General features: G+C 44.0%; 9 protein-coding genes. All 9 read right to left on the bottom strand.

Annotated elements, in window-relative coordinates; genetic code table 11:
• Positions 1-7: 7 nt before the first annotated feature.
• The gene (locus DUL71_RS25360) at positions 8-1,864 is read right to left on the bottom strand and encodes an outer membrane protein assembly factor BamB family protein (RefSeq protein ID WP_114940666.1); all 1,857 of its coding nucleotides are present in this window, start codon (positions 1,862-1,864) and stop codon (positions 8-10) included.
• 62 nt (positions 1,865-1,926) lie between these two features.
• Positions 1,927-3,639 carry a RagB/SusD family nutrient uptake outer membrane protein gene (locus tag DUL71_RS25355; RefSeq protein ID WP_114940665.1) on the bottom strand — a complete coding sequence of 571 codons (1,713 nt, stop codon included), beginning with the start codon at positions 3,637-3,639 and terminating at the stop codon, positions 1,927-1,929.
• An 18-nt stretch (positions 3,640-3,657) separates the two neighbouring features.
• Positions 3,658-6,924 carry a SusC/RagA family TonB-linked outer membrane protein gene (locus DUL71_RS25350; protein WP_114940664.1) on the bottom strand — a complete coding sequence of 1,089 codons (3,267 nt, stop codon included), beginning with the start codon at positions 6,922-6,924 and terminating at the stop codon, positions 3,658-3,660.
• A gap of 81 nt (positions 6,925-7,005) precedes the next feature.
• Positions 7,006-8,235, bottom strand: coding sequence for an exo-beta-N-acetylmuramidase NamZ family protein (locus DUL71_RS25345; protein ID WP_114940663.1), 1,230 nt, complete (start codon positions 8,233-8,235; stop codon positions 7,006-7,008).
• A 20-nt stretch (positions 8,236-8,255) separates the two neighbouring features.
• Positions 8,256-9,107, bottom strand: a complete 852-nt coding sequence (locus DUL71_RS25340; protein WP_114940662.1) for a phosphodiester glycosidase family protein — start codon at positions 9,105-9,107, stop codon at positions 8,256-8,258.
• A 263-nt stretch (positions 9,108-9,370) separates the two neighbouring features.
• Complete coding sequence (locus DUL71_RS25335; protein ID WP_114940661.1) at positions 9,371-10,114, bottom strand: DeoR/GlpR family DNA-binding transcription regulator; 744 nt, start codon at positions 10,112-10,114, stop codon at positions 9,371-9,373.
• Between the two features lie 173 nt (positions 10,115-10,287).
• Positions 10,288-10,809 (bottom strand): N-acetyltransferase, encoded by a 522-nt coding sequence (locus DUL71_RS25330; protein WP_114940660.1) that lies wholly within the window; start codon positions 10,807-10,809, stop codon positions 10,288-10,290.
• A gap of 238 nt (positions 10,810-11,047) precedes the next feature.
• Entirely contained in the window at positions 11,048-12,019 is a 972-nt protein-coding gene (locus tag DUL71_RS25325; RefSeq protein WP_114940659.1) for an ROK family protein, read from the bottom strand.
• 6 nt (positions 12,020-12,025) lie between these two features.
• Positions 12,026-13,501: a family 43 glycosylhydrolase gene (locus DUL71_RS25320; protein WP_114940658.1), complete on the bottom strand. Its 1,476-nt coding sequence runs from the start codon at positions 13,499-13,501 to the stop codon at positions 12,026-12,028.
• Between the last annotated feature and the right edge of the window lie 15 nt (positions 13,502-13,516).

Genomic DNA, 13,516 nt, shown 5'->3' with positions numbered 1-13,516 from the left:
GAGCAGGCTATTTTGCACCTTGCAAAGCGTCAACCTTCCCATCTGTTGTGCTTACATATACGGTATTTTTATACGGCAATATCGGGTTCACCAAACAATTGGATACTTTGTATTTCCACAATACATCGCCGCTGTTACGATCTACCGCATAAGCGATACCCGAATGTGTTGGCACGTAAATCACGCCTGCATCTTCTACAATAGCCGACGGGCAAAGCTCATAGGGCAATTGTAAACTGGCAGTCCAGGCAATTTGCATGCTATCGGCTTTTGTGGATATCCCAAGCAACTGGCCATCCATAATTTTCACGTAAACTAAAGCGCTATCTGCCGAAATCCCCATTGATTCCCTTACCCTTTTGCCACGCATTTTTTCGCGCCACAAAACTTTGCCGGTGGCGGCATCTAAGGAAGTCATGTACTGATCGGGCGCTACAATAAACACCCGGTTATTAGCAGCTACCGGATAGCACGCAGCCGGCGAAAACATGCGGTTTGATGAGCCATTGCTCCATTTCCAAACCAGTTTGCCGGTTGCAAGATCAAGCGCATAAAAATCATTTGCCCAGCAGCCAAAGTATATTTTATCCTGATAAATGAGTGGCTTGGTTACAACAAAACCCTTTACCTGGTCAAAATCCCATACCAACTTACCGGTAACTAAATTAAATGCCCGGAAATGACCGTCGGAAGCGCCGATGTAGACCACATTATTTTTAATTACCGGCGACGCGATAACAGCTTTTTCGGCAGCGTTTTTCCAAACCAATTTACCGGTAGTTGCATTGAGGCAATAAATATATTTATCGGATGAACCTGCCACCACGTAATTATTGGACACACATGGAGTTGAGTATATTTTGCCGCCGGTAGCGTATGCCCAAACACGTTTTCCGGTGGCTCTGTTCAGGGCGTATATCAGGCCTTTGGTATCCGTAAGGATGATGTTATTGTTGGCGATAGCCATCCCTGCCCCTACGTCACTCTGATCCTGGTAGGTCCACAAAACTTTAACTTTAGTACCCTTATTAACTTCATATGAAGGGCGATAGTAATGCGCGGTATCTTTTTCAAAATGATGATCAAACAGATCAACCGAAGCCCATTGCGGTTTGGTTTCTATACCGGGCTTACGTTCTTCAAAAGTGGCCTTTCCGTCAGCAATGGTTACAATATTATAACCGCCAACACTGTCCTTAGCCCTCAGATTTGATCGCCCCATTACGCCGGGAATACCATCAAAAGTATAAGTATGATTGTTGTGCCCGTGCCCGCACAATACCATCTGGATATTTTTGGTTTTGAGCTTGTTGATTACCGTGTACCAATTATTCTGTGCAGAATCCTGCGGATAATGGTTCAGGTAAATGAGCGGCGTTTGTCGGGTGGTATGGTTTAAAATCGAGTCGAGCCATACAATATTTTCCCTTGGCACCTGGCCTGGCCCCATGCGCATGTTTGGGCCCGAGCTGGTGCCTGCAAAAAGGTAACCACCGTAATTAAACGCGAAAGTTTCGGAACCAAAAACACGACGGAAAGTATTACTCCCGCTCTCCGACCAGTTGGCATCGTGATTACCGGGAATGATATACCATTTTTTGTTCAGGCTATCCAGAATTTGTTTAGCCAGTTTGAGTTCATCATCGGCGCCAAATTCAGTTATATCGCCGGTAATGACTACGAATTTCAAATCATTATTGTTATTGATATCCTTCACGGTCCTACGCAGGTCTTCGGCCGCGGTTGGGTTGCCAATATTAACATGCGTATCAGATACCAGGGCAAACTTGAAGGATTGTGCCCGGCTAATGCCCGCTGCAAACAACAATGCCAGTAAAAGGATAGCTATTTTTTGATATTTCATAGGTTCAGTAATTATACAAAACCCTCCCTGTTAAGCAGGAAGGGCTTGAGTTTAGATTATGTTTATTGCCAACCCGGGTTTTGTTTCAAATCAACACCCTGATCGTTATAAAGCTTGATCTGATCTAATGGCAGTGGACTTAAATAAACCTTCGGGTCATTAAAAATCCTTTGTGTTTCGGCCTTGGTAGCCGGAACTACATAGCCCTCGTCGGCGTTATTTTGGATAGCCACAGATAAGGTTTTAGGATAGTCGGCCCTTTTTATCCAGGCACCTAAGTTAATATCAGGATTGCCCTGAGTATCAAGATAGGCATACTTTTTCCATTTCTTAAGGTCATCATTCCTGAACCCTTCCATCATTAGTTCGATACGGCGTTCACGGCGTACTTCCCACAGCAACGACGGTACAGCTGGATCACGTTTTGGATCATCATAAACAGCGCCATTCACGGCAGGCTGATCGCCAATTACCTGTAAAGCAGGCATGCCAATACCGGCGCGTTTACGTAATTTATTGATAGAGAGATCCAGATCGGCCTGGGTTAATGTACCCAATTCGGCACAGGCTTCAGCATAGTTTATTAGCACTTCGCCATAACGGATCACCGGGGCCTGGGTATCATTTAAATTGCTGTTACCATCGGTAAGATCTTTAATATCTTCATTAAAAAACTTCAATACAGCATAGCCCGATGATGAATAGTTAGATACTACCCCGTTTAATCTCACAGTTGGCACAAACGTAGCGCTGATCCTTGGATCCCTATCGGTCATCAAATCACTCACAGTTTTATCGCCTTTATAAAGTGGCGATACACCAATAGGTAAGCCATCTTTACACAGGTAAGCATCTAAAGCGTTTTTTGAAGCGCCTGTTTGCGGCTCTTTATTTACGTAGCTTTCCAGACTATGCGTTAGTAAACCGGTTTGATATTTCCTGTACAGGATAATCTCCGGGTTACCGGTCAAATCAAGTGAGTTAAACAATTTACGGTAATCCGGGCCAACAGAATAGCCTCCTTTAGTGATCACCTCGTTGGCAGCCCATTTTGCCGCTGTAAAATACTCAGTCGCTTTTGCCTGATTATTGGCCTGGTATTTTTCCCATGCGCCTTCAAACAAAAACACACGCGACATAAAGGCCAGCACCACATACCTGTTCACTATTAATCCCTGCGGACCAGTTCCCGCATCGATAGTACGCACATTGGCTGCCGCGTAATTAAAATCGGCCAGTACGCTGTCCATTACCGTTGTACGCGGATCGCGCGGACGATAAAGTTCTTTTGTGTCTGTCTCCAGCAATACTTTACCATACCACGGGTAATCGCCAAAAGCCTTCACTTTATTTGCATATTCCAGCGCGCGGAAAAAACGGGCCACACCAGTCCAGTGTTTAATGGCCTCATCGGGCATTTTAACGGTTTGGATACGGTTAATAAACAAATTAGCCCTACGGATATTTGAGAATGACCATCCGCCACCCGTAGCAGGTACATTTTTGGTAAAAGTAGTAGGCGTTGTTGGCGCGAAATCGTCGTTCAAGCTTTCGCCAGAGAAATATCCTCCCCAGCTAAGGTCAAAACCTGAGGCATAACCAACAAAATAGGTTGGATAAAAGCCAAAAGCAAACGTACGCACATTGCCCTCGCTTGTCCAATAGGTATCATCGGTAAATTGGTCAAGCGGTGGTTTGGTTAAAAAGTCATCGGCCTTTTTGCATCCTAATGAACCAAGGATCAAGCCTAACATTAAATATTTTATCGTTTTCATAATCTGCTTTCTGAATTTTTAAAATGTTACCTGTAATCCCATTGAATAGGTTTTTCTGTAAGGATAAACACGACCGAAACCGGCGCGGTCATTATCTATCTGGGTTTGAGAAAAGTCGACTTCCGGATCGATTGGGATATTACCCAAATGATCGAAGGTTAGGATGTTTTCACCGCTGAAGAATACGCGTAACCTTTCAATGCCTAAGCGCCTGGTAACGGCTTTATTAAATGAATAACCCAGGTTTAAATTTTTGAGGCGCAGGTAAGCCATATTTAACAAATAGCGGGTTTGAGGCTGATAATCCCACTTATCAACGGCGGCACCATAATCAGTTGGTGTTGGATAGAACGCGTTAGGATTGCTTGGTATCCAATAATTCATCTGGTACGAATACCATCCCTCAGCTGCCCTGAAGCCCGGGAACACCACCGGACCGCTGGCCCATAGCTGGCGTTTGCCTACTCCCTGAAAATATACATTCAGGTCAAAACCTTTCCAATCTGCCGATAACCTTAAACCGTATTGATAGCGTGGGGTTGAGTTACCGATGATCTTTTTATCGCCATGATCGTCAACTGTGTTACTGCCGTAGTAGATAACACCGTCACCGTTTAGGTCTTTGTATTTAACATCACCGGGGCCAAAATAAAATGAGCCGCTTTCAAGTTTGCTCTGTGACGGAATGCCCTGCGCGTAGATATAATGCCCGGCAGCATCTTTACCCGAAAAATCATTCTGGGTAAACAACCTGTCGGTTTCAAAGCCCCAGATCTCACCCAGCTTCATGCCTTTATAATATGATGTATTTAAACCGGCAATTGGTGCAGGCAATGCAAGGGTTGTGTTGGCAAATTTGGTAATGGTTTCCTGGGCATCTGACAGTGTTGCGGTAGCACTGAAGTGGAAGCCTCCGCTAAATGTATGATTATAATCGATAGCCAACTCCCAGCCTTTGCCCTGCAACTCACCATAATTACGTACCGGAGAAGCGGCACCGAATGAGCTCGGCAGCGTTACACCTGGCCCGATCATGTTGCTGGTAGTCCTGTTATAAACATCAAATGTTAAGCCCAGTTCATCGTTCAAAAAACGCGCATCCAAACCCAGATCGGCGGTGCGGATAGTTTCCCAGGTTAAGCTGGGCGAAAGCGCGGTTGGTGTAGTCAATGTCGTTGCATTGCCCGACGGTAATATCCAGCCAGAGTTTTGGGCGGTGAGTAGCGACCTGAAATTATTACTGCCTATCACCTGGCTACCTATTGAACCATATGATGCCCTCACTTTCAGGAATGAAAGAAAACCTTTACTCCAATCCATGTAGTTTTCTTTGCTTAATACGTAGCCCGCCGATGCTGAAGGGAAGAAACCGTATAGCTGATTTACCGGAAAACGCGATGAACCATCTTTTCTTCCGTTAACTTCAAACAGGAATTTATCCTTATAAGCATAATTGATACGCCCGAAAAAACCAAGCGTTGAGTAATGCCCATCGGATGATGTGGCAAACTGATCGCCGGTGGCAAGGTTTACCTCTCCAAAGTTAGGATCGAGCAGATTTCTTCTTTCTGATGACTGGCTTGTATACTGGTTAAGCTCGATATCCGAACCTAAAATTGCTTTGAACGAATGATCGCCAATGCTTTTGTTATAAGTACCGAATAATTTACCGGTGTTTACGGTATTCCAGTAAGAGTAATACCGGGCTTTGTTGTATGAGGCACTTTGATAACCTGTATAGTTTAACGCCGTACCGTTAAACGACCAGAAATCATAGGCATTGGTATTACCACCAGTTTGATGCAGGTGTTCGTTGGTGCCGGTATAGGTATAATCCGCATCAACGGTAAAGCCTGGTAAAATCTTTAACGTACCACCAATTGAAACCCTCGACAGGTTGTTTTTATCGTCGTCTCTTTTGGCCTGCTGCACCTCGGTTACGGCGCTCCTGAAAGGCAAGCCATTGTAGGTGCCATACGGATAGTTTGCCGGCCAGCGGTACAGGTAATAGTACGGGCCATACTGACTTGCCGAAAAAATAAACGGCGTTTTAGTATCTGTGCTCGACAAAATTACTTTGGCACGTGCATCAAGCCATTTGGTTGGACTTGCACCTACCCCAAGTGAAAAATTATAACGGTCAAATTGATCGGGGTTTACTTTTAACACACCGGTTTGCCCAAGATAGCCAAGCCCAAGGTTGTAATTGATCTTTTCGCTGCCGCCGCTGATACCTACATTGTGCGATTGCTGTGGTGTCCAATCTTTCAGGTACATTTTACCGGCATCCCATGAGCGATAAAAGTATAATTTACCGCCAATGATATCAAAATCACGTCCCTGAACCATTTCCGGGCTTAAATTCTGATTACCATATTGGGTTTCCCAGTCGCGCATTTTCTGAATGGATGCCTGATCTACAGAGTAACCAATAATGCTATATGACGAGGTGTTAGGATTAAAACGTTGCAACGCCGTTAATGAAGCTTGTGAGTTATCCGCCGCCGAAGCCAATTCCAGCTGCTTTGTAGGCGATGACCAGGCGAAGTTATTGGAGTAAGTGATCCTGTTGGTACCGTTCCGCTTACCGGTTTTTGTAGTAACTAAAATAACACCGAAAGCACCACGGGCACCATAAATGGATGATGATGCCGCATCCTTTAGTACCGATATAGATTCGATATCATCAGGATTAATTAATTGAAGACTTGGGATCTCTACGTTGTCTACCAATATCAGCGGAGCCGCCCCTGCCGCGCCGGTGTTTATGGAACCTACCAGGCCACGCAGCCTGATCTTGGGGTCGGTACCCAAATCGCCGGTAGCGGTTGTAATGGTTAAGCCCGGCACAACGCCCTGCAGGCCACGGGCCACATCGGTTATGGGGCGCGATTGTAAAACCTTGGTATCTACCGTAGCAACGGCACCGGTCAGGTTGGCCCGTTTTTGTGTACCGTAACCTACTACCACCACCTCGTTAAGCGATTTGGTATCGGCTCCAAGTTTAACATTGATAGTTGCCGCATCCTTTACGGTTACTTCCTGTGTGGCAAAGCTAATAAAGCTGAATACCAGCACCTGTCCGCCCGAGGCCTGAATAGAGTATGATCCGTTACCATCGGTAATTACCCCGTTGGGTGTTCCCTTAATTTTAATTGAAACTCCCGGAAGCGGTTTTCCGTCATCCGCTGAAGTTACTTTTCCGATTATTGTTTTTTGCTGGGCAAAGGCCTGCACGCAAAAAAACAACAGAACCAGAAGCAGGTTAAGTAGCTTTTTTTTCATGAATTGTTTTGTCTTAGTAGTGTTTGATTTGAAAACTTTGGGGTGCGATTTTTATATAGTTTTTGTTAAGTTTCAATATTATCAGGGATAGAGCAGGTATTGCCTGCGCATTTTCTTAAACTGGTTTAGTTTAGGTTCCCAGCTTTTCCTGATCTCGTCTTCGGTTTTACCGGCTACGATCTGTTCTTTCAGATCGGTTGTGCCAGCCAGCTTATCAAAGTTTCCGATCTGTTTACTTTGTTTAAAATCAAAAAAGCGGTCTTTATAAGGATAGGCTTTATACATTTCAATGAGCCAGCTCAGGTTAATTTGTTTGCTTTTGACCAGTTTTTGGGTATCGTAATTCCTGAGATCAAGGCCAAAACATTCCTGGTTTTCAAACAACGGTGTTTCGCTCATACCTTTGATACCTACCGGAGTAAATGAAAACTCATACTGTCCCTTTAAATCAGGGTTACCTAAAACCGTAAACGGAAAATAAGTACCCCTGCCCTGACTGATGATTGTACCTTCAAACAGGCACAACGAAGGATATAATAAGATAGATTGCTGGGTATTTAAATTAGGTGAGGGATGAACCGGAAGCGTATAAGGCATACTATGCTTATAATTGGCTACCGTAATAATTTTCAAACGGCATTTAACACCATTGGCAAGCCAGCCCTCGCCGTTAATCATTTGCGCATACTCACCTACCGTCATCCCGTGGGCGATTGGCACCGGATGAAACCCTATGCCCGATTTCAGTTTCATGTCAAGCACCGGGCCATCAACCATGTAACCGTTGGGATTTGGCCTGTCAAGTATCAGCAGTTCCTTATCGTTTTCGGCACAAGCTTCCATAACGCGGTGCAGGGTTGCCAGGTACGTATAATACCTTGCACCTACATCCTGCAGGTCATAGATCATCAGGTCAACTTCACTTAAATCTTTTGGGCTGGGTTTACCGGTTTTACCGTATAGCGATACTACCTGAATGCCGGTTTTAGGATCAACGCTGTCATCAACCTTTGCGCCGTTGCTGGCATCCCCCCTGAAGCCATGCTCGGGGCCAAAGATCTTTACAATGTTTACACCAAGCGCTTTCAGGCTGTCAACGCTTGCCTTATCACCAATCTGCGATGAGGGGTTAACCACCATACCTATCCTCTTACCGCTTAAATAAGGCAGGTATTTTTCGGTTTGATCGGCACCTGTAATGATCGCTTTTTTTGACGCGGGCGGTGATAAATCAGGCGCATAACGGAGCTGCTGCCAACCTGCTATCCAACTGGAAAAGGTCAACATTAAAGCAAGGATTGCTGTTTTCATGTGGTGGTAGAGTTATATTGTTAGTTCCTTTTAACTAATATTACGTTGGCAACTCTTCGCTGCCCTTTATGATCCCACTTACCGTTATCCGACGGATAGTTTACAACGCCCAGGGCTTTTGTCCATAATGTTGTTGATCCTCCGCCGTCAAGGTTTACGCCATCCCGGCAGTGCAGCCAACGAAGTACCCGGCGCAACTCAAACAGGCTCATTCCTGCAGAATTAGCGTCACGTCCATCAACAGTGATCATCAGCACCCTGTTATTATCCGTCACCGCCATTGCCGATCTCGGGTGACGTGCAACATTAAAACTGTTGGAATCAAGCTTTGCCTGCTTATCGTTGTGTAACAACAGCGGCCCTGTTAACATCACATCTTCGCCGTCGAGGTTTTTCTCCCAATCGGAACTACCATCCCATTCATCAATATGTAACACGCCATTCTTCATTACCAGTGCGGCCTGCTGGTGCCTTGCCCGTGTATTGTTTTTCTCAAGATGGTTTTCATTGATGATTTGGCCGCCGGCCCGTATAAAATCTACCGAGCCTCCATTTTTCACATCGAAAAAAGTACCGTTGATAGCTGCGATGGCCATACTGCCGGAACCAAAGTCGCTGGTTGTTCTTTTTACTTTCGGTTCAAAAGCGATGCTAAGCCTGTTTTTGATTTTGGATTTGATCTCCAGAACGGAGATAAATTGATTGGATTTAAAAAGCGTTTTCCCCCTAAACCATGCCTGCCTTAAACGAATACCGGGAGCCAACCGTTTGGTTTCCCACTCTACTCGTTTAAAGTTTACAGAATCTGTTTGTGCAGATACCTCTCCTGCACACAACACAAATAATAACACGAATACGACTGATAAACGCATACGATGACAGATAAAGGCTTGGATAAGCTACCCACTTAAATAACGCACAAAAACGCATATAAATGAGTAACCGTGTCCAAATATAACTAATAAGTAAAGTTAAAATGCAAGTTTTATGCGCTATTAAATTAAATAACGCATAAAACCGCATTTAAAACCATCTTAAAAGCTGCTTTCCCTGTGTGTTTTTTCAAAAAAAGCTTATTGTAAAATTCTTGTTAGTAAGATTATGCGGGGCAATTGTACTTTACCGGAAAATGTGTTTACATCACAGTAAGTACCTTTGAATAAGAGGATAATGCGCTTTCGCCGGGGTTGGCATCGGTTATGAGGTAGTTGATTTCATTGATACTGCATACCTTCATTTTTTCAAGCGAATCAAGTTTTTCTGCAATGCTCACAATAGCTGTTTTTGTTGCCGATTTGATCATGGCCTTTTTAACCTGAACAACCTCCCATATAGCATCGGTAATGCCATTTTCCATGGATATGGCATTGGTTCCCAAAAAACACAGATCAGCGTTAATATCCGCAAGCTGATTAACAACCATGGAACCTGTAACAATGTAGGAGTCGTGAAGCAATGTTCCGCCTAACAATACAACCTCGCATTCTGAATACTCGATAAGCTCCATGGCCACCACCGGACTTACCACAAAAAAAGTACACCTCAGGTCTTTGGGAATCATTCGCACCATTTCAATAATAGTTGTGCCTCCTCCTAAAAGTATCACCATGCCGTCGCTGATAAGCGTTAAGGCTTTTTTGGCAATTTGCCTTTTGGCTTCCTGTGCGTAGGTTTCCCTTACCCCTGTACTGTGCGAAAATGATTTAGACATAGCACCTCCGTAAACCTTTTTGATTTGTGAATTACTGGCAAGCTCATTCAAATCACGCCTAATGGTATCCTCTGATACATTTAGCTTTGCGCATAAATCTGATGATAATACCTTGTTGTGCAGGTTTAACTGCTTCATGATAAAGTTCTGTCTTTCTTCTTTTAACATGGTTAAGTGACTGTTGGTTTTTAAGGATCAATATATTGTAATTATATTAAATTGTTATGAATAAAAATATTCACCTTAAAAGACAGCGAATTTACAGGCACGTTACAACAAAGTTCCATTCAATTTAAAAACGCAGGAAATAATCATTGCCGATATAAAATATGGTGGTTACATCAAATTTTCTCTTTAACGAGATAAACAGGCGGGAGCGGAAGTTCTTTTGGAGCAATAATGTCCGTATTTCGTTTAAATCCATAGCTTTCGAAGAAATCCAGGTGGGGACTATTTTCATATTCGCTTATCCAAACCGCTTGCTGAGCAGTTGATATGGCAAGGCATTTTTCGAATAATGCTTTCCGGATTAGAGGGTCGTTATGTTTCTCCAATACCCCAAAATCCGCTATGCGGGCTAAAGTTTTGCCCTCAAAAATAGTGGGACGGGTACCTTTGGATGTTACTTTGGCATAACCGGCTGGCTCGTCGTTAACATAAACAATCAAATATTGATTAGATAAGCTATTCAGTTCTTTCAACAGTTCGCTCTCATTGAAGTTTCTGTTGATATAAACCTGAAGCCCCTGATCATCAATCTTCCCGGCAAACTTTTCTTTGGCTATGGCTGTACTGATAAACAACAGCGCGTCAAATCCGTCTCTATTTCCAATAGTGAATTTTGTTACTATTTTATCCGGCATTTCAATTTCCAATTTGATTATCTGTTATAAAATTATGAACAGATCAAATCTATCAGTTACCCAATACTGCTTACGGTATTTTTTAGCGTATTTATGGCACTTTTAATTGGATGGATCGGTCAATTGAAGTAAGATTAAAAATATGAACCCGGCTACCGTCGCCTGGCGGATTTACCGGATTCATCAAATACATTAACCAATTAATATAATTATAAAGAACGAAGCGAATTGTGACAGGTTATAAACCTTTACTGATCAGCGCTAATGACAGCGCGGCAATGTCACCAATGTTTTCGGACAAGCCCGCCGGAACAATCCTGCAGGCACTTACCGAATCTTTATAAGCCTCCCTGTTAATCACCTCAAGCATAACCGGTTCAAGCAGTTTGTGGGCCCGACCGTAAATGCTGCCCAGGATGATCATCTCCGGGTTCAGAATATCTATCAATAAAGCAAGCCCGCGACCAAGATACTCCGCGCAGATTCTATATACTTCTATTGCTACAGGATCACCATTGAAAGCGGCATCGGCAATTGATTTGGCTGTAATTACGGGCAGATCGTCGATACTTTTACAAAAGCTCACCGGCTCGCCTACCTGCAGCTTTTCGCGCGCTTTGATCTGCCCTAACTGTGCTATACCGCCGCCGCTGCAATAGCCCTCAAACGAGCCTGCCTTACCAAAACCAACCGGCCCCATATCCGCAAGGCGCATATGCCCTACCTCACCGGCCAGATCAGATGGCCCGGAATACAACCGTCCGTCAAGAATAAAACCTGCCCCCATGCCGGTTCCGAAGGTTAAAAAGATAAGATTATCTATGCCTTTGCCTGCCCCGTACTTCCACTCGGCAACCGCGCAGGCGTTGGCATCATTTTGCAGCAAAGTTTTTATCCCAAACCTTTCTTCGGTCATCTTTACAATAGGTACTTCATCCCAGCCAATCAAATTAGGCGGCGAAAGGATTACGCCTTTTTTACTGCTTAAAGGGCCACCGCAACTTATACCAATCCCTTCCAGTTGCTCCTTCTGCACACTGTGTTGTGATAATAACTCTTCCGCTGTAGTAAACAGCAGTTCAATCATTTCATAAACCGGCTTATTTGTAGGCATTGCCTGTTTGCCCACAATATCGATCTCGCCATCGGCAGCAACTTTACCTAATATTACCGCGCATTTTGTGCCTCCAATGTCAAATCCTAACAGCATATATTTTTAATTTTCTTTAAGTGGGCTTACCGTGATCGATTTAAAATTCACTTTACCATGCTTAGCGTAAAACCAGGCAAAACTGCCGTTCTGCTCATAAGTACGGTTAACAATAGTACGTTTGTGGTTAACATCAACATCTATGATACCGTCTTTCATCACAATATCTAATTTAAATGGTTTATCCAGACCATCAACGCCCTCTATCACGGTATTGCCTAACCTTACTGTTTTACTACTTGCCGAAAAATTAAGCCTGTAACCGCCGGTTGCCCCTTCGCCTGAGCGCAGGTAAAGTCCGAATTCCTCATTAGCTCCGGTTGGCTCAACCTCTAAAGTGATGCGGGAATTAAGTGGTACGCCTTCAATATGAGCGGTTCCAACACCGCCCGGCGAATTAACAGCTACACCATTATTACCAATTGTTGAAGCCTGCAAATCCGTTGCGATTTTCACATTTAGCGCATCGCCGGTTTCAGGGATCATTTCCTGCGGAAAGCTGGTATCCAGTGTGCCATCTGCTTCCTGGAACACTTCCCGGAACAAGGAATTACCCCCAAAAATTTCATGGTTATCATCCTTGCTTTCAGACCGGTTTGGCACCCAAGCTGCCGCAATTCTTCTTCCGTTTTTAAATTCAGCGGTTTTAACCACGTTCGACCAATCCTCATTCAAAGCCTGGTAACGCGGCGCTTCCCATGGGCCGTAAGGATTTTTTGATTTTACGTATGATGTATTACTACCGTCGCTATAAACGAGGTAATACCAGCCTTTCCAAAAGAAATAGTCGGGACATTCAGGCGTAGATGGTTGTCCTGTAAGTATTGGCTCATGCACCGTCCAGTTTTTCAGGTCTTTTGATGAGAGGTGAACTAAAGCGCCACCATTGTTTTTCATTACGGGATTTTCCTGCCAACTGGAAACAAACAAATGAAACTCGCCGGTTTTCTCATCTACAAAAACCTTTGGATCCCTGAAATCCCGTTTACTGTAGCCCGGCGCCGACGTATAAAAAGGATTTGGTTTTTGCTTTTCAAAGTTTACCCCATCGTTACTGATGGCGTAACTCAACTGCTCGTTCACTTTACCATCGTTCAGTAAACGGGTAGCGTAAAAAGCGTAATATTTTCCTTTGTGATATACAACCGATCCCGTACAGATGGATTTTTCCCAGGGTTCATCAATTTTAAGCACTAACGGAAATTGCTCCCAGTGTTTCAAATCGGTTGATTTGCTCAGGGCCCATTGGTGCCCGCCCAGCCCGTTCAGGCTTTTATGATGTGCCGAATCCAGCAACCAGTAGTAATAGTAGGTTCCATCTTTCGAAAAAGGAATACAATCGCCCACAAAAAGGTTCCCTTTAGGTTTAAAGTATTGCATACTTTTTGTCGACTGGACGGTTGGATCATACTTGACGCCCAATTGGGCTTTAGCCATAAATGCCATGACAGATAGGAAGCAGGCAAGTGTTATTTTTTTCATATAGTGTTAAATAAG

It is taken from the genome of Mucilaginibacter endophyticus (assembly GCF_003351025.1).
Classification (GTDB): domain Bacteria; phylum Bacteroidota; class Bacteroidia; order Sphingobacteriales; family Sphingobacteriaceae; genus Mucilaginibacter; species Mucilaginibacter endophyticus.
This window is presented reverse-complemented; position numbering and strand designations above follow the sequence as displayed.

Bases quoted from the DNA above. Each gene is read 5' to 3' on its own strand.
- DUL71_RS25360 (WP_114940666.1), bottom strand. From the start codon at position 1,864: ATGAAATATCAAAAAATAGCTATCCTTTTACTGGCATTGTTGTTTGCA.
- DUL71_RS25355 (WP_114940665.1), bottom strand. From the start codon at position 3,639: ATGAAAACGATAAAATATTTAATGTTAGGCTTGATCCTTGGTTCATTA.
- DUL71_RS25350 (WP_114940664.1), bottom strand. From the start codon at position 6,924: ATGAAAAAAAAGCTACTTAACCTGCTTCTGGTTCTGTTGTTTTTTTGC.
- DUL71_RS25345 (WP_114940663.1), bottom strand. From the start codon at position 8,235: ATGAAAACAGCAATCCTTGCTTTAATGTTGACCTTTTCCAGTTGGATA.
- DUL71_RS25340 (WP_114940662.1), bottom strand. From the start codon at position 9,107: ATGCGTTTATCAGTCGTATTCGTGTTATTATTTGTGTTGTGTGCAGGA.
- DUL71_RS25335 (WP_114940661.1), bottom strand. From the start codon at position 10,114: ATGTTAAAAGAAGAAAGACAGAACTTTATCATGAAGCAGTTAAACCTG.
- DUL71_RS25330 (WP_114940660.1), bottom strand. From the start codon at position 10,809: ATGCCGGATAAAATAGTAACAAAATTCACTATTGGAAATAGAGACGGA.
- DUL71_RS25325 (WP_114940659.1), bottom strand. From the start codon at position 12,019: ATGCTGTTAGGATTTGACATTGGAGGCACAAAATGCGCGGTAATATTA.
- DUL71_RS25320 (WP_114940658.1), bottom strand. From the start codon at position 13,501: ATGAAAAAAATAACACTTGCCTGCTTCCTATCTGTCATGGCATTTATG.